Genomic DNA, 22,455 nt, shown 5'->3' on the forward strand with positions numbered 1-22,455 from the left:
GGACAAGGGGGAAGATTGGCATCATCTAGGCTCCCGTGACATGACGCCCGCCGCTGGTCGTCCGGATGGACGGCGCGCCGATCAACTCCGCCCGGTGACTTTCACCAGAAACTGGCTCGACCACGCCGAGGGGTCGGTGCTCGTCGAGTACGGGCGTACCCGGGTGCTGTGTGCGGCCAGCGTGACCGAAGGCGTGCCACGCTGGCGCAAGGGCAGCGGCCTCGGCTGGGTGACGGCCGAATACGCGATGCTGCCACGCGCCACCCACACCCGCGGCGACCGGGAGAGCGTGAAGGGCCGCGTCGGCGGTCGTACGCACGAGATCAGCCGGCTGATCGGGCGCAGCCTGCGGGCCGCGATTGACCTGAAGGCGCTCGGCGAGAACACCATCCAGCTCGACTGTGACGTGCTGCAGGCCGACGGCGGCACTCGTACGGCCGCCATCAGCGGTGCGTATGTGGCACTCGCCGACGCTGTTGACTGGCTGGCCAAGCGTGGCGCGCTGGCCAAGGACCCGGCCGCCACGCTGCCCCATTCAGTGGCCGCGGTCAGCGTCGGCGTCATCGCCGGCGTGCCGATGCTCGACCTCTGCTACGAAGAGGACGTCGATGCCGAGGTCGACATGAACGTCATCTGTACGGGCACCGGCGACTTCGTCGAGGTCCAGGGCACCGCCGAGCACGGCGTCTTCGATCGGGCCCGGCTGGACGCGCTGCTGGACCTCGCGGTCGCCGGCACCGCGGAGCTGGCCCGGATGCAGCGTGAGGCCCGCGGGTGAGCCAGCTGCTGGTCGCGACCCGCAATCTCAAGAAGCTCGACGAGCTGCACCGGATCCTGGTGACCATCGACCTCGGTGACGTGCAGCTGTTGTCGCTGGCGGACGTGCCGGCGTACCAGGAGGTCCCCGAGACGGGCCAGACCTTCGAGGACAACGCGCTGCTCAAGGCCCGTGAAGGGGCCCGGCACACCGGCTTGCTGACGGTCGCCGACGACTCCGGGATCGCGGTCGACGCGCTGAACGGGATGCCCGGTGTGCTGTCCGCGCGGTGGTCCGGCGGCCACGGCGACGACGCGGCCAACCTCGCGTTGCTGCTGGCCCAGATCAACGACGTGCCGGCGCTGCGGCGCGGCGCCGCCTTCGTCTGCGCTGCGGCGTTGGTCACACCAGATGGGGTTGAGGACGTCGTGGTAGGCAGGGTGGACGGTACGCTGACCACCGAACCAAGAGGTGACAACGGTTTCGGGTACGACCCCATTTTCGTTCCGACCGGGCACAGCCGGACCACCGCCGAGATGCCAGCGGCGGAGAAGGACCAGCTGAGCCATCGGGGACGCGCGCTTCGCGCGCTCGCCGGCCCGCTGACAAAGGCGTTAGCGACTTCGACGGGAGCACACTGACTGATGAGCAACAAGGTAGTTGGCGACACCGAGCTGCAGTCGGACGTCCTTGAGGACCTCCGCGCCGCGGTGAACTACCGGCGCTGGCTCTGCTCGTTGGGGATGCCGTATTTCGGCGACAACCTGCTGGAGATCGGCTCCGGGATGGGCTACTACGCCTCCGACTGGGCCGACATGGGCGTCAAGCTCACCGCCAGCGAAGCCGACCCAGCCCGCCTCGCGGGGTTGTACGAGCGGTTCGAGAACGACCCGCGGGTGAGCGTGCGCGAGCTGGCCGTGCCGATCGACGAGACCGCCGACTACTCGGCCGTCGTCGCGTACAACGTGTTGGAGCACATCCCCGACCAGATCGACGCGCTGAAGGCCTTCTCCGGCCTGCTGCGGCCCGGCGGCGCGGTGGTGCTGGTGGTGCCGGCGTTCGAGTTCGCGATGAGCAAGTTCGACCTGGAGATCGGCCACCAGCGTCGCTACACCAAGGCCAGCATGGCGGAGGCGCTCACGTCCGCCGGCCTGGAGATCGAGCGCTGCCAGTACATCAACGCGCTGGGCCTGTTCGCCTGGTACGGCGCGGTGAAACTGCTCAACCGGCGCCCGCAGGAAAGCCCGATGCTGACCTTGTACGACAAGGTCTACATCCCGGTCGAGCGGCGCATCGAGTCCAAGATCCGGCCGCCGTTCGGCCAGTCGGTCTTCGCGGTGGCCCGAGCCCGCTGAGTTCCGGCACTGGACGCCCGCGCGAGCGTCCAGTGCCGACTTTTAGCCGAGCAGCGGCATCAGCTGCTCTTCTTCGTACGTCAGGTGGCGTTCCAGCTCGTCGATCAGCCGGTCCACCTCGGCCAGTACCGCCGGCCGGTCCGTACGGTCCGAGGCAATGGCGGCTCGCAGTTCGTCGACCAGGGCCGCGACCTTCTCGTGCTCGACCCGCAGCCGGTCGATCGCCGGTTCCACCTCGGGGAAGCGCCGTACCAACTGCGGGAAAATCCCCGCCTCCTCGCCGGCGTGGTGCAGGTGCAGGCCCTGGCAGACGGTCAGGCAGTTCACTCGCAGCTGTGCGCCGATGGTCGGGCCGGAGTCGGCGATCTCCTGGCGTACCAACGAAAGTTCCCGGCGGAAGGCGTCGTGGATGCCCTTCAGGGTGGTGTTCGGCGGGCCGGCGCTGACCGGCTTCAGCGCGATCACCGGGATCACCCTGCTCGTCTTGGCCTGGTAGTCGGCCCAGCCCGGATTGGCCTGCGCCGCCCGGGTGAAGATCTGGTCCCGCTCGGCGCCTTCCAGCACCGTGGCCGCCGCCTGGTACGTGAAAACGCCGTTCTCGACGGTCGCGCGGGGGTGCGCGACCAGGTTGTGGAACCAGGCCGGGTGGCGCGGCGCACCACCGGCGGAGCCGATGACCAGGATCCGCTCGCCGCCGTCCGGGAGGTAGACCAGCGGGGTCGTACGCTTGGCGCCGGACCGCGCCCCGGTGGTGGTCAGCAGGAGCAACCGGGCTCCTTCGAAATAGCCGCCGACTTTTCCTTCATTGGCGCGGAACTCGTCGATGATCTGCTGGTTGAAATCGATGGGAATTCACTACTTTCTTCTCAGGGTTGGCAAAAAAGGAGCATGACAAAGAACTGCCATGGGGCAGCAAGAAAATGTCGCGGGCCAGGAGCCGGACGGATGTCGCCGACGAAAAATGGGGGTACGGTCGTCAGACCCTTAAAAAAGGGGAGAACCAAAGGGAAAGGCGGGCCTCTGGCCCGCCGGGCGCTCACGCCGCGACCGGGAACCTCACTCGCTTGTGGCCCATGGCCGACCCGGTAGTCACGGCGACGACATTAACCGACGAAATGCGCCAACGCTAGAGCACCCGCCGTTTTTTGTACGCACGGCCGCGACGCGCGTTCTGCCGGCGCGGCGGCGCGACCCAGCGGCCGTTCTTGATCTGCGCGGCTTTCTTTCGAGGTCGCAGCTGCAGCGGATAGTCGCCCGGCGCGCCGCCGTGTTGTTCGCTGGAGAAGCGGGTCATCAGCAGCACCGCGGCGAGGCTCACGACGAAGCCCAGGACCGCCAGCCAGGTCCGGCCCGGCGCGATCTTGTCGCCCAACAGCACCACGCCGAAAAACGCCGCCGGCACGGCGGTGGCCGCTTCCATCGACGCGACCGCGGCGGTCGTACTGCCGCGCTGCATCGCCGCGGCCAACAGCACCTGGCCGATGATCGAGTTGACGATCACGATGTAGAGCAGCGGATCGGAGACGAAGGCGAGTACCGAGTCGTGTCCGGCCAGCGGCCGGGACGCGATCGCGGCGGCGCTGAACCCCAGCCCGGCGAGGCTGCCCAGCGCCACCGCGCCCTCGGACCCGCGTTGCCGGGACGCCAACCGGCCCATCAGGGCGATCCCGATGGCCGTACCGGCCAGCAACACCACCTCGAACAGGTTCAGCGGCTCGGACGGGGACTGTTCGGCGGACAGGATCAGCGCCAGCAGTCCGAAGGCCAGCATGCCCAGCAGCACCAGCTCGATGGTGGGCAGCCGCCACTTGAGGATCAGTACGCCGAGCAGCGTGGTCAGCCCCAGCCCACCCGCGGCCGCCGACTGGACCAGGAACAGCGGCAGGTCCGCACGCGCGAAGAACGCACACACGAAGCCCAGAAACTGCGCCAGGATGCCGGCGACGTACGTCCGATGGGTGGCCAGCCGGAACAGCGTCCTTACGCCGAACCGGGTCGTCCCGCGCTCGCTGGTCGCGGCGATCGCCTGCAGGAAATTGGCGAACCCGTAGAACACTACGGACAGCGCCAGAAACACCCACCCCACAGACACCACCAGAGACTACTTACGGTGCGGCAACCTCGCTCGGGGCGCCCCTGTACCGCACCCCAGGTTCACCGACATTTTTCACGCTGGTGGGGCAGACCTCGCCTGACTGGGCGTCAGCTGGGCCAACACCTCGGTGTGCAGGTGGCCGTTGGTGGCCACCGCGCTGCCGCCATGCGGCCCGGGCTGCCCGGACAGGTCGGTGAACCGGCCACCGGCCTCGGTGATGATCGGGACCAGCGCGGCCAGGTCCCAGAGCGACACCTCCGGCTCGATGGCCACGTCCAGGGCGCCCTCGGCCAGCAGGACGTACGAGTAGAAGTCGCCGTACGCACGCGTACGCCACACCTCGCGGGTGAGGCCCATGAAGGCGTCGCCGCGGTCGGCGTCGTACCAGTCACTGATGCTCGAGTAGGACAGCGAGGCGTCGGAGAGGTTGGTCACCGCCGAGGTCTTTATGGCGGTCGCCGAGGAGCGCTGCCGGCCGGTGTACGCGCCGCCGCCGCGAGCGGCCCACCAGCGCTGTCGCATCGCCGGCGCGGACACCAGCCCGACCACCGGCTCGTTGCCGTCCAGCAGCGCGATCAGGGTGGCCCACACCGGCACCCCGCGGACGTAGTTGGCGGTCCCGTCGATCGGGTCGACCACCCAGCGCCGCTGGCCGTTGCCGGCCGGGCCGCTGCGCTCGCCGAACTCCTCGCCGAGCAGGCCATCGCGCGGGCGAGTACGAGCGAGAGTCGACTCGATCGCCTTCTCGACGGCGGTGTCGGCGTCGCTGACCGGCGTCATGTCCGGCTTGCTGTCCACCCGCAGATCCAGTGCCTTGAACCGGCCCAACGAGATGGAGTCAGCGGTGTCGGCCAGCACGTGAGCCAACGCCAGATCGTCGGTGTAAGTCGCCATGAGCGCACCGTACAGGTTAGATAAGGACGATCTTGATGGAACCTAAGAGGTCGGTTAAGCGTCTCAGAACACAGGTATGCCTGAAAAGAGTCATGGAGACCGGGGGTTAACCCACCGTGGGGTTGTTGTCGCGCTCATTGCTGGCCGTACTGGCGTTGCTTTTCGTCGGCTTTACCGCCGTGACAGTGATCACGTGGGACCGGTGGCGATTCAAGATGCCCAGACGCATTATCGGCCTGCTGCTCTCCCAGGTGCTGCTGGTTGCGTTCGCGGCCGCGTGGATCAATCGGCAGGAGTATTTCTTTACTTCCTGGTCGGATCTGTTGGGCCTTTCGAGTACGTCCGGACCGCCTGGCGGGACGGTTGCCTCGCGCGGCAAACCGGTGCCGAAACCGCCCAACAGTCAGTTGAGCGCACCGGCCACCTTCAGTGCGAAAATCGCCAAACTCGGTGGTGCCGGCGGCCACAGCGTGGTGGAAGACACGTATGTCAGCGGTTCAAAGAGCGGCATTACGCTGCCCATGACGACATACGTGCCGGCGGCCTATTTCGACAAAGCCAATGCCAACAAAAGATTCCCGGTGGTGCAGCTGTTCTCCGGATATCCGGGTTCGTTGCAGACCTGGACGGTCGGCATGCAGTTGCAGTCGACATTGGACACTTTGATCAACCAACACAAGATGCAGCCGGTGATCGCGGAGGTGGCGTTGCAGTATCCGTCGCCGCCGCGGGACAGCGAATGCGTGAACGCGGCCGGCGGCGACCAGGTCGACACCTTCCTCACCCAGGACGTGCCGGACTACCTGAAGGCCGCGCTGCGTACGGCCACGGACCGGACCGGCTGGGCCACCATGGGCGTTTCGACCGGCGGGTTCTGTGCGGCCAACCTGGCGTTGCGACACCCGACCGAATACGCGTCGGTGGTGAGCATCGGAGGTTACTTCGACGCGCTCATCGACGACACCACCGGTGACCTGTATGGCGGGTCGACAGAGCTGCGGGAGGCGAACAGCCCGACGCACACAGTGCAGCTGCACAACCGGCCGCCGATGAGTTTCTACCTCTTCGCCATCGAGGACGATCCGAGTTCCTATCCGTCTACCAAGAATTTCATCGCCGCGGTCAAGCCGCCGGACGGCCTGGCCGTCGTGCTGCAGCCGACCGGGGGACATAACGATGGCGTCTGGCGGTCCGCGTCAATCCGTGCCTGGCAGTGGCTGGGAAGTCAGTTGAAAACCTGAGGTTAAAAACAATGGAGCCCAACGACATAACCTTTGTCGGCCTGCTTGCGGTGCTGACGGTTGGAATAACGGTTTTCGCCTTTCTCACCTGGAAGTGGAAGCGCTGGCAGCTGGGTCGCCGGCTGACGGTGGTTTTCACCGCGCAGGTGCTTTTTCTGCTCGTCCTGGCCGGATATGTCAACGCCGACCAGGGTTTCTACACGACCTGGAATGACCTTCTCGGGATCCCGCCGGCCCACGAGGAAGCGCGCGAGGTGTTCAACCGACCGGTGCAGAGCGGGCCGAACGGCAAGGCACCGAACCCGATCCAGCGGGAGGTCACCGGCCTTGGGTCGCGACTCTTCACGTCTTTGGTCGATCGCAACGACGCCACCAAAAGCCAGGTCATCCAGGTGACGTTGCACGGCAAGCGGACCGGCTACAACTTCCAGGCATGGGTCTATGTGCCGGGCTCGTACGCCAACAAGAGCGAGCAGAAACGCAAGTTCCCGGTGGTCGAGTTGCTGGCTGGCTATCCGGGCACCCCGTACACCTGGCCGGTCTCGTTGGACGTGAAGAAATACCTCGACGAGGAGATCAGGACCGGCCGCGCGCCGGCGATGATCGCGGTGATGCCGCAACAGAATCCGGCGCCGCCCAAGGACAGCGAATGTGTCAACGCGGTCGGTGGCGCGCAGGCCGCCACCTATCTCGCGGAGGATGTGCCGGACGCGCTGGCGGCACAGTTTCGGGTGCGTACGGACCGCCGCGGTTGGGGTGTGGCCGGCGTGTCGACCGGCGGGTTCTGTGCGGCGAACCTGGCGTTGAACTATCCGCAGCGGTTCTCCGCGGCCGCCAGCCTCTCCGGGTATTTCACCGCTGTCACCGACAACACCACCGGTGATCTCTACAAAGGCAACGCGCAGGCCCGGCTGGACAACAGTCCACAGTGGACGATCTTGCATCGCAAGCACCTGCCGCTGGACTTTTATGTCTTTTCCACAGTGGACAGTGTGGAGGACCAGACGGCGGCCGCGACCTTCGCCAAGGCGGTGGCCCGGCCGGACGGCGTGACGCTGGAGATGTCGCCCAGCGGCGGCCATGTGGACGCGGCCTGGGTGGTGGTTGAGCCCAAGATGTGGGACTGGTTCGCCCGTACCCTCGCGTAGCCGCGCTTGCGGTCGGATAGGGTCGGGGACCGTGCGATGGCAGGTGCGGAACGAGCGGACGGTTTATGCCGGCGGCTGGCTGGATGTGGCGATCGCCGACATCCGGCTGCCGGACGGTCGGCAGATCGACCACCACGTCGTGGTCTATCCGTATCCGGCGGTTGGAGTGCTGGTCGTACGCCCGAAGGACGGCGCTGTCCTGCTGCTGTGGCGGCACCGGTTCACCACCGACTCGCAGGGGTGGGAGATCCCGGCCGGTCGGATGGAGGAGGGCGAGACGCCCGCGCAGGCCGGCGCCCGGGAGACCCTGGAGGAGACCGGCTGGCGGCCCGGCCCGTTGCGCGAGCTGATCGCGTACCACCCCTTGAACGGCACCGCCCGGCAGACTTTCCATGTGCTGCGCGCCGATGGCGCCGACTACGTCGGTGAGCCGGTCGACGCGTACGAGTCGGACCGGGTCGAGTGGGTGCCGGCCGCCGATCTCGCCGGGCACGTCCGCGCCGGCCGGGTCACCAACGGCCTGGCGCTGACCGCCCTGCTCCACCACCTCGCCTTCCCGGAGTCGTGATGGCCTTCTTCCCTTTCCCCGAGCCGGAATCCGACCGTCCGGTGCTCACCCCGGTCGCGGTTGTCCGGCTGCTCGCCGAACCGGCCCGGCTGCGCGCGCTGGCCGCGGTCGCGCTCGGTGCAGCCCGCATCGCCGACGTCGCCGAGGCCGCCGACCTGAGCGCCAAAGACGCCGCCAAAGCCGTCGGCCAACTGGTCGCGGGCGGCTTACTGTCCACTGTGGACGGTGACTTGACGGTCGCCGCACTGCGCCAACTTGCCCAGGACGCCACCGAACCAGCCGAAACCGAAGACTTCGGCGCCACCGACCCAGCCGTCGCCGGCGCCCTGCGTACCTTCATCACCAACGGTCGCCTCACCACCATGCCGGCCGCCCGCGCCAAGCGCCTCGCCGTCCTGGAACACATCGCGCTGGCCTTCGAACCGGGTGTGCGCTATCCCGAACGCGAAGTCAACGCGATCCTGCGCGCGTGGTACCCCGACTACGCGGCCCTGCGCCGCTACCTCGTCGACGAGTCTCTGCTGGCCCGCGAAGCCGGCCAGTACTGGCGCATCGGCGGCCACCACCCGGTCTGACGTTCAGCGCGTAGATCCACCCGGCGCGTCCCGCCGGCAACACGCCGGGTGCGGCGCGAAATTGTCGTAGGTGTCTGTTTTTCTTTCCCCCTCCCTTTGAACGGGCGGGGGGTGGGTCGAGAGGTGGACCTTGATTTAGTTGGACATTGGTCCTCGAACCCACCCCCCACCCGTCACTGGGTGGGGGCAAATCTGCCGGAGGGGTACGACAGTTTCGCGCCGCACCCTGGTCTGGGTTCACCTTGCTCGCCGAGCGGCGCCTTTTCGGTGCCACTCGGTGCCACTCGGTGCCGCCGAGCAGGCAGCCGCGGGTCTAGGGCGTGTCTCCTAACCCCAGGCGGCGAGGGCCGAGCCCAAGCGTCGGCTGCCGGCACCGGGCGATCACCCCCATACAACAACGGTATGAAGGTGACCGCCCGGCACCGGCAGCCGACGCTTGGATCTCGACCCTCATCCACCTGGAATTAGGAGACACGCCCTAGTCGGAGCGCGACTCCAGCAAGCGTCGGTACGAGGCGAGGCGGCGGGGTTGGGCGTGGCCGGCGGCGACGTACGCGTCGAGGGCGCAGCCGTCGGCGGCGGACAGGTGGGCGCAGCTGGGCGGGCAGTCGTCTGCGCCGGGGACGAGGTCGGTGAAGGAGGCGAGCAGGCTGCTGGGCGATACGTGCGCGAGGCCGAAGGAGCGGATGCCGGGGGTGTCGATGACCCAGCCGCCGCCGGGCAGCGCCAGGGCGACCGCCGAGGTGGACGTGTGCCGGCCCTTGCCGATGCCGCTGACCACGCCGATGGCTCGGTTCGTCCCTGGCACCAAGGCGTTGACCAGGGTCGACTTGCCGACGCCGGAGTGCCCGATCAGCACGCTCATCCGGTTCGCCAGCCGGGCTGCCAGCGGATCGGGTGGCTCGTCGCGGCGGCAGGTGACCACCGGCAGCTCGAGATCGGCGTACGTCTCGATGATCTCCTCGGGCGTCGCGAGGTCGGCCTTGGTGAGGCAGAGCAGTGGTTCGATGCCGGAGTCGTACGCGGCAACCAGGCAACGGTTGATGAAGCCGGTCCGCGGCGGCGGGTCAGCCAGCGCGGTGACGATCACCAACTGGTCGGCGTTGGCGACCACCACCCGCTCGTACGGGTCGTCGTCGTCGGCCGTACGACGCAGCACCGACGACCGCTCCTGGATGCGTACGATCCGGGCCAGCGCGTCGGGGCCGCCGGAGACGTCGCCGACCACAGCCACCTGGTCGCCGACCACCACCGACTTGCGGCCAAGCTCGCGGGCCCGCATCGCGGTGACGGTCACGTCGTCCACCCGCAACGTGTAGCGGCCCCGGTCGACCCCGATGACCAGCCCGGACGCGGCGTCGGCGTGGGCGGGGCGGGTGCGCGTACGCGGGCGGGAGGAGCGGCCTGGGCGGGTCCGGACGTCGTCCTCGTCCATGTCCCGTGCCCCGCGGCTATGACTGGTCATGACGCCGGCCCGGTCAGCTGCCGCCGCCGAGCATCGCTGTCCACAGCCCGGTGAATTCGGGAAGCGTCTTGGAAGTGGTGGCGACGTTCTCGATGAGGACGCCTTCCACGGCCAGGCCCAGCACCGCGGCGGCGGTCGCCATCCGGTGATCGGCGTACGTACTGAAAACCCCGCCATGCAGCGGCTTCGGGTTGATGACGAGCCCGTCGGCGGTTTCTTTCACGTCGCCGCCCAGAGCGTTGATCTCGGTACGCAACGCGGCCAGCCGGTCGGTTTCGTGGCCGCGGATGTGGGCGACCCCACGCAGGGTCGACGGCCCGTCGGCGAGCGCCGCGAGTGCGGCGATGGCCGGCGTCAGCTCGCTGACGTCCCGCAGGTCGGCGTCGATGCCACGGAGTCGTCCGCCGGTTACCGCGAGGCCGTTCGCGTTCAGCGTCACCGTCGCACCCATCGCTGTCAGCAGCGCCGGCAGCTCAGCGCCCGGCTGCGTTGACTCCAGCGGCCAGGCCGGCACTCGTACGGTCCCGCCGGTCACCAGCGCGGCGGCCAGGAACGGCGCGGCGTTGGAGAGGTCCGGCTCGATGCCGATGCTGCCGGCGGTCAGCGGGCCGGGTGCGACCTCCCAGGTGTTCGGCTGGCTGTCGTCGACCTGCGCACCGGCCGCGCGCAGCATTTGTACGGTCATCGCGAGGTGCGGCGCCGACGGCAGGATCTCGCCGGTGTGCCGCAGCACGAGGCCGTTGGCGAAGCGCGGCGCGGCGAGCAGCAGCGCGGACAGGAACTGGCTTGAGTCGCTGGCGTCTATAGAGACCTCACGGCCGGTGACCGCTCCCCGCCCGGTGACGGTCAGCGGCAGGGCGCCCAGGCACCCGTCGTCGACCTCGATGCCGAGCTGGCGCAGTCCGTCGATCAGCATGCCCATCGGCCGCTTTTCGACACCCTTGTCGCCGAAGAACCTGGTTGGTCCGGTGCCCAGTGCCGCGACCGGCGGCAGGAAGCGCATCACCGTGCCGGCGAGCCCGACATCGATCCGCCCACCGCCGGTGACGGCACCGCCGGTCACCCGCCAGGCCTGCGCGTCGGAGTCGTCGATCTCGACGCCGAGCGTACGAAGCCCGCCGACCATCAAGGCCGAGTCGCGGGCCCGCATCGGGCCGCTGACGACCGCTGGCCGCTCCGACAGGGCGGCCAGTAGCAGCGCGCGGTTGGTCGCGGACTTGGAGCCCGGCAGCCGCACGTCCGCGTCGACCGGTCCGCTCGCAGTCGGGGCTGGCCAGGGATCAGTGATCACGCTCGTCGTCACGGCCATCAGTCTGCCAGTCTCCGCGCCAGGCCGCGCTCACCGCTTCGGCTGTCCCACGCGCCTAAGGTGGGACTGGACGGGCGCTGAAGGGGAGAAGAGATGTGCGGCAGGTACGCGACGACGCGGTCGGCGGACGAGCTGAGCACCTTGTTCGACGCGGCACTGGCCGAGATGGCGCGCGAGCGGTTCGGGGTCTCGTACAATGTGGCGCCTACCGACGGCGTGCCGATCGTGCGGGTTTCCCATCGCGACAAGGAAAATCCGCGGCGGGTGCTGGACGTGGTCCGGTGGGGACTGGTGCCTGGGTGGGCCAAGGATCTGAAGACCGGCGCCAAGTTCATCAACGCGCGCGCTGACTCACTGACGTCCAAGCCAGCCTTTCGTACGGCGTATGCCCGCCGCCGGGCGCTGGTGCCGGCGGACGGTTGGTACGAGTGGAAGCCGCGCGACCACCAGACTGGCAAGCAGGCTTATTACATGACTCCCGCGGACGGGTCGGTGCTCGCCTTCGCGGGCCTGTGGGAGGTCTGGGGGAGCGGCGACGATCGGGTGCTCAGCTGCAGCGTGGTGACCACCGACGCGCTCGGCGAACTCGCCGGTGTGCACGACCGGATGCCGTTGATCCTCACGCCCGACCGTTGGTCCGACTGGCTGGCCAGCGCAGCGGCCGATCCGGAGCTGCTCACACCACCGCCGGCCAAGTTCCTTGAGGCCATCGAGATTCGGCCGGTGTCGGCCGCGGTCGGCAACGTCCGCAACAACTTTCCGGAGCTGCGCGACGAGACGCCTGAGGAGCCGGAGCAGCTCACCCTGGGCATGTGACCAGGGACGCGGGAAGATCAGTGCCAGCCGATGCGTTCTAGTGGCTGTGCGGGTCGATAAGGGCCCTGTACGGACGGCACTAGGAGGACGTACGCGCATGATGGCAGCCCCAGAGCTCGTGACGGTCGAGACAGTCCCGGCGGCGGTGGATTCCGACCTGCTCCGGCGTACCGTCCGGTGGCCGGTGGATGGCCCGCCGGGCGCGGCGACCGGTCCGGGCAGAGCGCGGCGCGGCAGCGTATCCTCGGCGGGACATGCTGTTCGACAGCCCGGAGATGCATTGGTAAGCGAAGAAACCGCGACGGAGCGCAATGCCCGCTTCGAGCGGGACGCCCTGCCGTTCCTGGACCAGCTCTACGCGGCCGCGATGCGGATGACCCGTAACCCGGCCGACGCGGAGGACCTGGTTCAGGAGGCGTACGTGAAAGCCTTCGCGGCCTTCCACCAGTTCCAGGAGGGTACGAACCTCAAGGCCTGGCTCTACCGGATCCTGACGAACACGTTCATCAACTCGTACCGCAAGCGCCAGCGGCAGCCCCAGCAGTCCCCGACCGAGCAGATCGAGGACTGGCAGCTGGCGGCCGCGGAGGCGCACAGTTCCAGCGGCCTGCGCTCGGCCGAGACCGAGGCGCTGGACCACCTGCCGGACTCCGATGTGAAGGAAGCGCTGCAGGCGCTGCCCGAGGAGTTCCGGCTCGCGGTCTACCTGGCCGATGTCGAAGGGTTCTCGTACAAGGAGATCGCCGACATCATGGACACCCCGATCGGGACCGTGATGTCGCGGCTGCACCGCGGCCGGCGAAACCTGCGGCGGATGCTTGAGCAATATGCGGTCGACCGTGGCATCCAGGGCGCCCCTGACCCGGTCACGTCAGGGGAGGCGTCGTGATGTCCAGCGAAGATCCGGACAAACGCGTCGCGGCGGAGAGTTTGGCCCGCAAGATCGACAGTTTCTGCGGCGAGGACAGCTCGTTTAACGGGATAAAGCCCGAGTGCCGTTCGGTGCTGGAGGACGTTTATCTCTACCTCGACGCGGAAACCGACGACGTGTCGCGGGCCAAGATCCGCCAGCACATCGACGACTGTTCGCCGTGCCTGCGCGAGTTCGGCATCGAGCAGGAGGTGAAGGCGTTGGTGTCCCGCTGCTGCGGTGGCGACCGGGCGCCGGAAAGCCTGCGGATCCGGCTCAAGCTCAAACTCCGCGAGGTCGTCATCGAGGCCGAAGTACGCGAATACCGCGCCGAATAACGAAAACCCGTGCTGATCCGAAGGGACCAACACGGGTTTTCCGTTTTCTGGGATCAGAACTGCGGTGGCTTGACCCCGGTCGGCACCGGAATCGGCGACCAGTGGATGCCGTCGTCGGAGACTACGTAGATGTTCTTCGGGCTGCCGACGTCTTCCCAGTGGAAGCTGACGAAGGTCCCCAGTGGCGTACGCACCGGGTCCTCGGTCGGGAACACTGGGGCGAGTGGCTGGTAGGTCGCGCCGTCGTCGGATGAGCGCACCAGCGGCTTAATGTTCGCGGTCACGCCACCGTTGAGGAACGAGCCGTCGGGCAGCACCGAGAGCCCGGTCAGCCCCCCGTCCATGGTCGGCACATTGCCCTGCACGACACGGATTTTCTGCCAGCTCGTCCCGCCGTTGTCGGTACGGAAGATGGTCTGTTGACGGGCCCCTGGCGCGCCGCCGTCAGCGATGGCGTAGCCGCGCTGGCCGTCGGCGCTGTCCACCCAGACGATCGGCTGATCGCCCGTGAGGCCGGTGAAGGTGGTGCCCTTGTTCGCGTCCGCGGGCAGTACGTGGAACGCCTTCCAGCTCGCGCCGCGATTGTGGCTGACCACCAGGCCGCCCGGGCAGCCCAGCCAGATCGAACCGTCGGTCGGTTCTCCCGAGTACGGCCGCGAGCAGTTTTTCGGCGCACCCGTGAAGGTGTGCGATGCACCGTCCGCTGGGTCGATAGCGACGATCGGTCCGTCGACACCCGGCGCGGACAGCACCCAGCCAGCCGGCAGGACGCTCACCGCGACGCCACTGGCGGGTCGCCGCGTCCAGCTGGTGCCGCCGTCGTGGCTGATCAGCTGTCCGGCGATCACTGTGGTCAGGTCGAGTACCTGGGGACCGCTCGTGAACGGGGTTCCGACCGGCTGCGCGAGCGTCGGCAGGTCGTGGCTGACCCAGGTCAGTCCGCCATCCACGGTCCGGGACCAGGCGAATGTCACCGCGATGCCCGGAAGTCTCGTGATGGCATAGCTGATTTTCTGGTTGACCGCGGCGGTGAAGGTGGCCTGGGAACCCGCCGGGAACGTGCTACTGCGTACCGGCGGCGTGATCGGACCGGCTTTCCCAGACGGCGGCGTCGGGTCCGTCACTCCGGCCGGCGGAACAACTGGCGACCGCTCGCGGTCGGCGGTGAGCTGGATGGCGCCGACGGTGACGGCGGCCACTGCGACGCCCACAGTCAGCACGGTAACCGCGGCTCTGGCTCGATTACGCCGGTGAGCGCGATGGGTGATGTCCGCGATGGGCAGCGGTGGGCTCAGTTGGCTGTCGATTTCGTCGCGTACTTCGGCAAAGTCAATGTCAGGCATCGGTTTCCTCCTTCTCACCCAGAATGTCGGCGAGCGCGGCCCGGCCGCGGGACAGCCGAGCCTTGATGGTGCCGGCGGGTACGCCGAGCGTTTTGCCGATCTCGTCCACGGACAGGTCGGCCAGGTAGTAGAGACCGAGTGTTTCCCGGTATGCGGGCGAGAGTTGGCGCATCGCGGCCACCACCGTGAGCCGCTCGGGGTTTGGGCCCTCGACCGTGCTGACTGGCCGGTCGCGGCGTAGGAAGCGGTCCATCCAGACGCGTCTTCGGTAGCGACGTTTGGCGAGGTTCAGCGCCACCGTACGTACCCACGCCTCCGGGTCGTCTACCGACCCGAGCCGGTGCGGCCGGGACATCGCAATGGTGAAGGCGTCGTGCACCACATCCTGCGCCTCGCTGAGCTGGCCGGTCAGTGCGTACACGCTGCGGACCAACCGCGGGTAGGCAACCCGGTAGAGCTCCTCCACCACCGCTCGCCCGGCGAGTCGCTCGTCCACTGGGTCAGTCTCTCCTGGCCGGATTGGAGCGCCTGCCCCTTCGGCAAGTGTCGCCTCCATTCATCCACCCTCCCCGTGCGTGGGTTTGCTGGAAGGACAGAGACCCAGCTTTGCGAAAAGGTTGCGGCCGGGAACGAAGAAGGCCACCGTCCCGTACGGGAGGTGGCCTTCGAGATGGTGCGGGAGGTCAGGCGTTGGGCCTGCGGCCGTGGTTCGCCTTCTTGTTCTTGCGGGCCCTCTTCTTACGCGCCTTTTTCGCCATGGTGTCCTCCCTCCTGCAACTGTCAACGTCAAGAATCCCACGAGCCGCTGACCGCCCCTACACCGCCGCCTGATGCGGCCGCGCGGCGTGTAGCTCGTTGGCGACCCACAGCGCCATGATTGGATGCACGCAAGAGGTGGCTGGACGCGGACGGGAGTACGCCGGTGGCTGAAGAGATTCGGGCCGAGATGGTGGCCAACGTGCTCAAGGTCGTGGCCGCCCAGGGTGACGCGCTCGGCGAAGGCGACACCGTGGTGATCCTGGAGTCGATGAAAATGGAGATCCCGGTGCTTGCCGAGGTCGGTGGCACCGTCTCGTCGATTTCGGTAGGCGAGGGTGACGTGGTGCAGGGCGGCGACCTGATCGCCGTACTCGCCTAGTCCGGGACGCCCGTGTCGACACTCCGCGAGCTCGTCCAGCAGCATTCCACGCTGACCGAGGACGACATCGAGCACCTGCACCGGCTGGCCGCTGACTGGCAGCTGCTCGCCGACCTGTCCTTCGCTGACCTGTTGTTGTGGGTGTCGACCACGGACGCGTATCTGGAGCCGGCGTACCTGTGCGTCGCGCACATCCGCCCGACCACCGGCCCCACCGCGTATCTGCACGACCAGGTCGGCCGGCTGTTGTCGGTCGAGGCGTCCGCACACCTGGTGGCCGCGGCCACCGCCGGCCGGATCTGGCGGGAAGGCGATCCGGAGTGGATCGACGACATCCCGGCCCGGCACGAGGCCATTCCGGTACGCAACGGTGAGAAGGTCGTCGCCGTCCTGGGCCGGGACACCAACCTGGCCGCCACCCGGGCGCCCAGCCAGCTCGAGCTGGCGTATTTGCGCAGTGCCGACGACCTGTGCCGGATGGTCGCCGCCGGCTCGTTCCCGCCCCGCCAGCCCGTACTGGCCGACGACACGTCCATGCCGCGGGCCGGCGACGGCGTCATCCGGGTTGCGCCGGACGGCCGGGTCGACTACGCGAGTCCGAACGCTCAGTCCGCGTACCGCAGGCTGGGGTTCTCCGGCGACCTGCAGGGCATGGAGCTGGGGCCGCTGACCAGCGATCTTGCCGACGACCCGCTGGAGGGCGCGGAGGCGAACGAGCGGATCAGCGCGGCGCTGGCCGGCGCTTCGCCGGACCGGATCGAGGTCGAGGCCCGCAGTGCGGTCATCCTGCTGCGCGCGCTGCCGCTGCGGCCGGACGGCGAGAACATCGGCGCGCTGGTGCTGGCCTGCGAGGTCACCGAGGTGCGCCGGCGGGACCGGGCACTGCTCACCAAGGACGCGACCATCCGGGAGATCCACCACCGGGTGAAGAACAACCTGCAGACGGTCGCCGCGCTGCTGCGACTGCAGTCCCGGCGGGTCACCTCGCAGGAGGCCAAGTCGGCGCTGCAGGAATCAGTACGACGGGTGTCCTCGATCGCCCTCGTACACGAGACTTTGTCGCTGTCGCTGGACGAGACCGTCGACTTCGACAGCATCGTCAGCAAGATCTCCTCGATGGTCGGCGAGGTGGCTGGCACCGAGACGGTCGTCCACCTGCGCAAAGAGGGCATCTTCGGGGTCCTGCCGTCGCCGGTGGCGACCCCGCTCGCGATGGTGGTCACCGAGCTGCTGCAGAACGCCCTGGAGCACGCTTACCTGCCCGGCCAGTCCGGTGCCGTGACGCTGATGGCCCAGCGGGACCGGGACACTCTGCGAGTCGAGGTCGCCGACTCCGGCCAGGGCCTGCCTGACGGCTTCAGCCTGCAGGCTTCGACCCGCCTTGGTCTCCAGATCGTTCGTACGTTGGTGACTAGCGAGCTGGGCGGGTCCATCGACCTGCGGCCCCGGCACGGTGGCGGCACCGAGGCCGTCGTGGTCGTGCCGCTGACGAGCCGTGGCGCCAAGACCTCCGGCCACGCTGAGGTCGAAGTCTCCTAGGTCCCTAGTCCGTGCCCGGCGGCGGAACTGTCGTACCCGGCTGCCACACTGCGGGCAGATGAGAATCTGCTCTAGATCACGCAGCGTAGTCAGAATCGGGAAAAGGCATAGCGTAAATGCGCGAGACACATCGGCTGTTCGCTGGCCGACATAGCGAACGACCCGGACCGACGGTGGCCCGGGTCGTTCGAAGTCGTGCGATGAAAGCGCGGTCTTTGGTAGTCGATCAGGCGGTGTGGACACGCGGACGTGCACCGCGGCGCTTGAGCGCTCGCCGTTCGTCTTCGCTCATGCCGCCCCAGACACCTGCGTCTTGGCCGGACTCCAGTGCCCATTCCAGGCACATCTCGGTCACGGGGCAGCGACGACACACTGATTTTGCTTCTTCGACCTGCAGCAACGCTGGACCACTGGTGCCAATCGGGAAGAAAAGCTCAGGGTCCTCGTCACGGCAGAGGGCGCGGTGGCGCCAGTCCATGCCAGCTCTCCTCAACGTCATTGTTGGGCGTATGAAACGCACGTGGCCGTGCGCCTGTCCATCCGGGTAGTGCTACGGGAAGACCGCCTTGCTTGTGAATGCTTTCACGAAGCCTGGCGATGTCAAGGGCCTTGACGCTCCCAATTCGGCTCGTGACCGAATTCACGGGTGCTTGCCCAGTAGTCATACCAGGGCAACCGCCCATTACGCCAGACTTTGTCATGCATTGGTTGCACTCGGTCATCAGACTTTCGGGCAACCGGTCTTCGTACGTTCGCACACAATCTCTGGCGCCGCATGTGCACGCCAAAGCCTGCTGCTGGGTGCTGCTGATGGTGCCGGACCACTCAGACTCGGGTGGCGCCGTGATAGTGCTGTCTTACCAAGCTGTCCTACAGAACGACGCGCACCGCGTTCGGATGGGACTCGAACGTGACCTCGTCGGACTCGCCAACATAGTCGCCGTCCAGCTGCAACGCCAGGGGTCTACGTGAGATCACCATGAAACTCTCCTGATCGCGCAGCCGATAGGTGGCCCGACCACCGGGTTTACGGTGCATAAGCAGCAGTTGCGCGGCCGCCACCGCGGTTTCGCTGGGATGCAGGCCACGCATAGCGAACAGGTCGAGGCCGGCGTCGAAGGACGCGGTGTCGGTGAAAGTCACCGGGTGACGGCCGAAATACGTCCACGGCACGGTGTTCTGGACGACGACCATCGAGAGCCCGTCGACGACGGTGCCACCCGGCCGGCGCAGTCGGATCATCGGCTCGGAGCGGTCGGTGCCGCTCAGGTACTGCGCGAACGTTGATCGGACGTACAGGGCGACGGTCGCGGTCCGGCCGCGTACCCGGGCCCGCTCGACTCGGCGAATGATCTCCGCGTCCAACCCGAGGCCGGCGCAGAACGTGAACCATCGGTCGTTCGCCTTGCCCAGTCCGATCGACCGGGTCCGTCGCTCGCGCAGTGCCTCCAACAGCACCGAGGTGGCTTCGATCGCGTCGTTCGGCAGGCCGAGCGCGCGCGCGAAGACGTTCGCCGACCCGCCGGGCACCACCGCGAGCGCTGGCACCTTGTCCGAGACGCCGTCCGCGAGCATCCCGTTGACCAGCTCGTTGACCGTACCGTCGCCACCGAGCGCGACGATCACCTCGACGCCGTCCAACCGGGCCTGCCGGGCCAGCTCCGCGGCATGCCCGCGGCGATGGGTGGTGGCCACCTCCAGGTCGACCTCGGAGCGCAGCGCGTGGATCAGCACGTCCCGGGTGCCAGACGTCGTGGACGTCGCACCTGGATTTGTCACCAGCAGCGCGCGCACACGCCAATTTTACCCGCCGGTAGGCTTGACGCCGTGGTCGAACCGGAAAACGGGCAGGTGGGACGGGTCACTTTCAAGGGCCTGCCCGCAACGCTTCTCGCCGTGATATGTCTGCTCTGGCTGGAGGCCGTCGCTGTCGCGGTCCTCGCCGTCGTCCAGATCGTCAACACGTTCACCCAGGTGGCCCAGACCTTCACCGGCGCGATCGCCGAGGATGCACTGCTGCTCGCGATCGCCGGCCTCTTCGGTTGGCTCGGCTGGCTCCTACTCAACCGCCGGGCCGGCGCCCGCAACCCGTCGGTCGCGATGCACCTGCTCGCCCTCGCGATCGGTTATTTCATGGCCAAGGGCGGACTGGTTGCGGCCGGAGCGATCGTGCTCGCGGTGTGCGTCGTCGCGATCGTGCTGCTCGTCCTTCCGTCGACGACGAGGGCCCTCGGGATCAAGTAGTTTCCGATCCTTCGACTTTGTGACACGTACGAGTCCATACCCGACACGCCGGGTGGGGCGCAAAATTGTCGTACGTTTCTGTTTTTCTTTCCCCCTCCCTTTGAACGGGCGGGGGGTGGGTTGAGAGGTAGACCTGAATTTTTTAGTTGAACATCGGTCCTCAAACCCGCCCCCCACCCGTCACTGGGTGGGGGTGATTTTTCGGGGTGGGTACGACAGTTTTGCGCCGCACCCGTCTTTTTGGCCGCGTCTTGTTGCGTCGGGCCTGACGTCGAGTGCGGGACAAAACCCCACACTCGACGTCGACTGCGGGATAAAGTCCCGCACTCGACGAAAATGCAGCCCCAGTCCACCGCGAGAGTGACGTTTTTGGGGTGGAAACAGCGGAAATTAGTCGGCGAGGCCGGCGCGGAGGCGGCTGAGGGTGCTGGTCAGCAGGCGGGACACGTGCATTTGGGAAATGCCGATCTCGGCGGCGATTTCGGACTGGGTCATGCCGCGGAAGAAGCGCAGGATGACGATTCGGCGCTCGCGTTCGGGCAGTTGGTCCAGGAGGGGGCGAAGGGCCTCGCGGCGCTCGACTTCCTCCAGTGCCTCGTCGGTTGTTCGCAGCGCTTCCAGCATCGCGGCGCTGTCGGGGGACGGGGAGGTGGTGACGGCGTCGAGGGAGACGGTCGAATACGCGTGGGAGCATTCCAGGCAGTCGAGCGCCTGTTCCTCGGTCAGGCCGGTGGCCGCGGACAGCTCGGCGACCGTGGGGGAGCGGCCGAGCTGCTGGAAGAGCTCGGTGCTCGCGCGGGCTATGGCGGCCTGCTGTTCCTGCAGGCGGCGGGGCACTCGGATGGCCGACGCGCGGTCTCGGAAATGCCGCTTGAGCTCGCCGATGATCGTCGGAGTGCCGAAGGTGGCGAATTCGAGGCCACGGGTCGGGTCGAACCGGTCGATCGCCTTGATGAGGCCGATGGTGGCGACCTGTACGAGGTCGGCTGGCGACTCGCCGCGGTGCCGGAAGCGGCGGGTGAGGAAGTGGACGAGCGGCATGTGCCGATGGACGAGTTCGTCACGTACTCGGCGGTGCTCGGCGGAACCGGCGGCGGTGCTCAGCAGCGCGGCGAAAAGCGTGGCGGTGTCCTCGGCCGAACCGGAGACTCTCGACTCCGCGCGGCGGGGCCGCGGCGGCACCGCCGACGGCGCGCCGGCGACAGTGCCGCCCATGACAGTGCCGCCACCGGCGATTGGCCGGCGGGTGTCGGTCGGCGAGGTGGTCCGAGGCACCGGTGAGGTCATCTGCGGTCCTGCCGGCGCTTGAGCAGCCGGATGCCGAGCTGGCCGTCGGCCAGCGTCGAGTCGACGTCGCCGGCCAGCGCGGAAAGCACCATCCAGGCGAAGGTGTCGCGGCTGGGCGTACGCGCCGCCGTGCTCGCCACCGAGACCTGCACGCCAATCGCCTCGGCGGACAGCTCGAAGATGCACACGAGATCGCTGCCGGGCCGGGCTTCGGGCAGCAACATCGCGCAGGCCTCGTCGACGGCGATGCGCAGGTCCTCGATGTCGTCGAGGGTGAAGTCGAGCCGGGCCGCGAGGCCGGCGGTGGCGGTCCGCAGGACCGACAGATACGCGCCTGAGGCGGGCAGCCGGAGCGCCACTGTGTCGGTGCCGCCGGTCTCCGGGGCGTTCCTGCCGATCGGGTCGTCGCCAGCCGGCAGCCCGTTCGCACGCTCTTGCCCCGCGGTGGAGTCGCCGCTGGTGGGATTGTCGGGAGCCGACACGCCGCCAGGTCCGCCTTTCTGCGCTGGGATGCCGCCGTAGCCAGGTGCCACGCTCGCACGGTCCCAGGACGGTCCGGTCGTCGGGTCGTCGGCCGGCGTGTCCACAGTGTGACCACTGGGCATCTGGCTCACCGGCCGCACGTCGGGTCGGAAGGTGGCGGCATCACAGCGGAGAGCGTAGTGGTCACACTGCCGTCCGTCAGCTTCTCGGCCATACTCCTGCAAAAGCCACAGGGTGTGATAAGAGTGGTCAAATCGCTGACCAGATAGCCGGGCGCGACCCGCCAGATCGGTGCTGTCTTCATGGCCACGTCCTCACCCGTTCGTCGCCTGAAGGTTCCAGTGTCGCAAAACCGGTCGACCATGCTCCCGGCCCAGTACGCAGACCGCCGCGGTGCCCAGCGCCAACAGGCCGCCACCGGTCGGGTCCAGCCCGACCCACCGAGCGCCCAGAACGCGCAGCAGGTGGCCGTGCGCGACCAGTACGGCAGTGCCGCCGGCCGCCCCGACGCGGGACAGCACCGCATCGGCCCGCTCGCCGACCTGGGCGGGAGTTTCCCCGCCCGGCAGCGGATGAGTCCAGACCGTGAAGCCGGGGACCGTACGGGAGATCTCCGGGGTCGTCATGCCCTCGTACGCGCCGTAATCCATCTCCGCGAGGTCCGGATCGACCCCGGTGACCGACAGGCCGGCCAGCTCGGCCGTGCGGCGGGCCCGCTCCATCGGGCTGGACAGCACGATGGACGCAGTGGTGTCGCCCAGCAGCTCTGCGAGCAGCGGGCGCAGCGCCTTGGCCTGCTGTTCGCCGACGGCGGTCAGCGGCACATCCGTACGCCCGGTGTGCCGGCCGGCGGCGGCCCATTCGGTCTGGCCGTGCCGGATCAGCAGCACCTGCTCACTCTGGCTCACCTGCGGAACCTACCCCCGAAAACGGTGCACCCGACCCACCGG

At 68.0% G+C, this 22,455-nt stretch carries 26 protein-coding genes and 1 pseudogene; 13 read left to right on the forward strand and 14 right to left on the reverse strand.

What is annotated here, in order from left to right:
• The first annotated feature begins 40 nt into the window (after positions 1 to 40).
• Genes rph through ABD301_RS09970 form a run of 3 tightly spaced genes read left to right on the forward strand, consistent with a single transcriptional unit; the run spans position 41 to position 2,112 of the window.
• Entirely contained in the window at positions 41 to 778 is a 738-nt protein-coding gene (gene rph / locus ABD301_RS09960) for a ribonuclease PH (protein ID WP_163572622.1), read from the forward strand.
• Positions 775 to 1,398, forward strand: coding sequence for an RdgB/HAM1 family non-canonical purine NTP pyrophosphatase (gene rdgB / locus ABD301_RS09965; RefSeq protein ID WP_163572623.1), 624 nt, complete (start codon positions 775 to 777; stop codon positions 1,396 to 1,398). Before rph ends, rdgB begins: the two co-directional genes overlap by 4 nt.
• 3 nt (positions 1,399 to 1,401) lie before the next feature.
• Positions 1,402 to 2,112, forward strand: coding sequence for a class I SAM-dependent methyltransferase (locus ABD301_RS09970; RefSeq protein WP_344309189.1), 711 nt, complete (start codon positions 1,402 to 1,404; stop codon positions 2,110 to 2,112).
• Positions 2,113 to 2,154: 42 nt separating this feature from the next.
• On the opposite strand, the gene ABD301_RS09975 is transcribed toward ABD301_RS09970, so the two are convergent.
• From ABD301_RS09975 to hisN, 4 genes and pseudogenes are all read right to left on the reverse strand, one after another.
• Positions 2,155 to 2,586: a hemerythrin domain-containing protein gene (locus tag ABD301_RS09975; RefSeq protein ID WP_344310003.1), complete on the reverse strand. Its 432-nt coding sequence runs from the start codon at positions 2,584 to 2,586 to the stop codon at positions 2,155 to 2,157.
• Positions 2,566 to 2,964, reverse strand: a pseudogene (locus tag ABD301_RS09980) (nitroreductase family deazaflavin-dependent oxidoreductase); the annotation flags it as partial. The pseudogene ABD301_RS09980 and the gene ABD301_RS09975, both read right to left, overlap by 21 nt.
• 274 nt (positions 2,965 to 3,238) lie before the next feature.
• A complete protein-coding gene (locus tag ABD301_RS09985; protein WP_344309191.1) occupies positions 3,239 to 4,204 on the reverse strand; it encodes a hypothetical protein in 966 nt (321 codons plus the stop codon).
• Positions 4,205 to 4,279: 75 nt separating this feature from the next.
• On the reverse strand, positions 4,280 to 5,101 hold the full coding sequence (hisN, locus tag ABD301_RS09990) for a histidinol-phosphatase (protein WP_163572625.1): 822 nt from the start codon (positions 5,099 to 5,101) through the stop codon (positions 4,280 to 4,282).
• Between the two features lie 125 nt (positions 5,102 to 5,226).
• Between hisN and ABD301_RS09995 the strand changes: the two genes are divergently transcribed.
• From ABD301_RS09995 to ABD301_RS10010, 4 genes are read left to right on the forward strand one after another with little or no spacing between them, the layout of a single operon-like run.
• Entirely contained in the window at positions 5,227 to 6,342 is a 1,116-nt protein-coding gene (locus ABD301_RS09995; RefSeq protein ID WP_344309194.1) for an alpha/beta hydrolase, read from the forward strand.
• Positions 6,343 to 6,353: 11 nt separating this feature from the next.
• Positions 6,354 to 7,490 carry an alpha/beta hydrolase gene (locus tag ABD301_RS10000; RefSeq protein WP_344309196.1) on the forward strand — a complete coding sequence of 379 codons (1,137 nt, stop codon included), beginning with the start codon at positions 6,354 to 6,356 and terminating at the stop codon, positions 7,488 to 7,490.
• A 31-nt stretch (positions 7,491 to 7,521) separates the two neighbouring features.
• Entirely contained in the window at positions 7,522 to 8,058 is a 537-nt protein-coding gene (locus ABD301_RS10005) for an NUDIX hydrolase (protein ID WP_344309198.1), read from the forward strand.
• The gene (locus ABD301_RS10010) at positions 8,058 to 8,633 is read left to right on the forward strand and encodes a DUF2087 domain-containing protein (protein ID WP_344309199.1); all 576 of its coding nucleotides are present in this window, start codon (positions 8,058 to 8,060) and stop codon (positions 8,631 to 8,633) included. Before ABD301_RS10005 ends, ABD301_RS10010 begins: the two co-directional genes overlap by 1 nt.
• Positions 8,634 to 9,111: 478 nt before the next feature.
• Here ABD301_RS10010 and rsgA read toward each other — a convergent pair whose 3' ends face one another.
• Positions 9,112 to 10,068 (reverse strand): ribosome small subunit-dependent GTPase A, encoded by a 957-nt coding sequence (rsgA, locus tag ABD301_RS10015; RefSeq protein WP_344309201.1) that lies wholly within the window; start codon positions 10,066 to 10,068, stop codon positions 9,112 to 9,114.
• 43 nt (positions 10,069 to 10,111) lie between these two features.
• Positions 10,112 to 11,407, reverse strand: a complete 1,296-nt coding sequence (gene aroA / locus ABD301_RS10020) for a 3-phosphoshikimate 1-carboxyvinyltransferase (RefSeq protein ID WP_163572630.1) — start codon at positions 11,405 to 11,407, stop codon at positions 10,112 to 10,114.
• A 93-nt stretch (positions 11,408 to 11,500) separates the two neighbouring features.
• On the opposite strand from aroA, the gene ABD301_RS10025 reads away from it, so the two are divergent.
• From ABD301_RS10025 to rsrA, 3 genes are all read left to right on the forward strand, one after another.
• Complete coding sequence (locus ABD301_RS10025; protein WP_344309205.1) at positions 11,501 to 12,223, forward strand: SOS response-associated peptidase; 723 nt, start codon at positions 11,501 to 11,503, stop codon at positions 12,221 to 12,223.
• A gap of 97 nt (positions 12,224 to 12,320) precedes the next feature.
• Positions 12,321 to 13,112, forward strand: coding sequence for a sigma-70 family RNA polymerase sigma factor (locus ABD301_RS10030; protein WP_344309207.1), 792 nt, complete (start codon positions 12,321 to 12,323; stop codon positions 13,110 to 13,112).
• Complete coding sequence (gene rsrA / locus ABD301_RS10035; RefSeq protein ID WP_344309209.1) at positions 13,112 to 13,471, forward strand: mycothiol system anti-sigma-R factor; 360 nt, start codon at positions 13,112 to 13,114, stop codon at positions 13,469 to 13,471. Before ABD301_RS10030 ends, rsrA begins: the two co-directional genes overlap by 1 nt.
• Before the next feature lie 53 nt (positions 13,472 to 13,524).
• Here rsrA and ABD301_RS10040 read toward each other — a convergent pair whose 3' ends face one another.
• From ABD301_RS10040 to ABD301_RS42360, 3 genes are all read right to left on the reverse strand, one after another.
• On the reverse strand, positions 13,525 to 14,814 hold the full coding sequence (locus tag ABD301_RS10040) for a sialidase family protein (protein ID WP_344309211.1): 1,290 nt from the start codon (positions 14,812 to 14,814) through the stop codon (positions 13,525 to 13,527).
• Positions 14,807 to 15,310, reverse strand: a complete 504-nt coding sequence (locus ABD301_RS10045; RefSeq protein ID WP_344309213.1) for an RNA polymerase sigma factor — start codon at positions 15,308 to 15,310, stop codon at positions 14,807 to 14,809. The genes ABD301_RS10040 and ABD301_RS10045 overlap by 8 nt, the downstream gene beginning before the upstream one ends.
• A gap of 187 nt (positions 15,311 to 15,497) precedes the next feature.
• Positions 15,498 to 15,572: a 50S ribosomal protein bL37 gene (locus ABD301_RS42360; RefSeq protein ID WP_425551929.1), complete on the reverse strand. Its 75-nt coding sequence runs from the start codon at positions 15,570 to 15,572 to the stop codon at positions 15,498 to 15,500.
• A 164-nt stretch (positions 15,573 to 15,736) separates the two neighbouring features.
• On the opposite strand from ABD301_RS42360, the gene ABD301_RS10050 reads away from it, so the two are divergent.
• Both ABD301_RS10050 and ABD301_RS10055 read left to right on the forward strand, forming a co-directional pair.
• Positions 15,737 to 15,952, forward strand: coding sequence for a biotin/lipoyl-binding carrier protein (locus tag ABD301_RS10050; protein ID WP_163572633.1), 216 nt, complete (start codon positions 15,737 to 15,739; stop codon positions 15,950 to 15,952).
• 12 nt (positions 15,953 to 15,964) lie between these two features.
• On the forward strand, positions 15,965 to 17,491 hold the full coding sequence (locus ABD301_RS10055; RefSeq protein WP_163572634.1) for a sensor histidine kinase: 1,527 nt from the start codon (positions 15,965 to 15,967) through the stop codon (positions 17,489 to 17,491).
• Positions 17,492 to 17,717: 226 nt separating this feature from the next.
• Here ABD301_RS10055 and ABD301_RS10060 read toward each other — a convergent pair whose 3' ends face one another.
• Both ABD301_RS10060 and ABD301_RS10065 read right to left on the reverse strand, forming a co-directional pair.
• Positions 17,718 to 17,969, reverse strand: coding sequence for a WhiB family transcriptional regulator (locus tag ABD301_RS10060; RefSeq protein WP_163572635.1), 252 nt, complete (start codon positions 17,967 to 17,969; stop codon positions 17,718 to 17,720).
• Positions 17,970 to 18,361: 392 nt separating this feature from the next.
• Positions 18,362 to 19,285 carry a diacylglycerol/lipid kinase family protein gene (locus tag ABD301_RS10065; RefSeq protein WP_344309217.1) on the reverse strand — a complete coding sequence of 308 codons (924 nt, stop codon included), beginning with the start codon at positions 19,283 to 19,285 and terminating at the stop codon, positions 18,362 to 18,364.
• A gap of 33 nt (positions 19,286 to 19,318) precedes the next feature.
• Here ABD301_RS10065 and ABD301_RS10070 point away from each other — a divergent pair, with 33 nt between their 5' ends.
• Positions 19,319 to 19,735, forward strand: a complete 417-nt coding sequence (locus ABD301_RS10070; protein ID WP_163572636.1) for a hypothetical protein — start codon at positions 19,319 to 19,321, stop codon at positions 19,733 to 19,735.
• Between the two features lie 390 nt (positions 19,736 to 20,125).
• Here the strand turns inward: ABD301_RS10070 and ABD301_RS10075 are convergent, their stop codons facing one another.
• The 3 genes from ABD301_RS10075 to ABD301_RS10085 all read right to left on the reverse strand — a co-directional run bounded on the left by ABD301_RS10075 (position 20,126) and on the right by ABD301_RS10085 (position 22,395).
• Positions 20,126 to 21,022, reverse strand: coding sequence for a SigB/SigF/SigG family RNA polymerase sigma factor (locus tag ABD301_RS10075; protein ID WP_344309220.1), 897 nt, complete (start codon positions 21,020 to 21,022; stop codon positions 20,126 to 20,128).
• Entirely contained in the window at positions 21,019 to 21,636 is a 618-nt protein-coding gene (locus tag ABD301_RS10080) for an ATP-binding protein (protein WP_425551917.1), read from the reverse strand. The genes ABD301_RS10075 and ABD301_RS10080 overlap by 4 nt, the downstream gene beginning before the upstream one ends.
• A 183-nt stretch (positions 21,637 to 21,819) precedes the next feature.
• The gene (locus ABD301_RS10085; RefSeq protein WP_279582593.1) at positions 21,820 to 22,395 is read right to left on the reverse strand and encodes a histidine phosphatase family protein; all 576 of its coding nucleotides are present in this window, start codon (positions 22,393 to 22,395) and stop codon (positions 21,820 to 21,822) included.
• Positions 22,396 to 22,455 lie beyond the last annotated feature (60 nt).

Origin of the sequence: Fodinicola feengrottensis (assembly GCF_039530045.1) — a bacterium.
Taxonomy (GTDB): Bacteria; Actinomycetota; Actinomycetes; order Mycobacteriales; family HKI-0501; genus Fodinicola; species Fodinicola feengrottensis.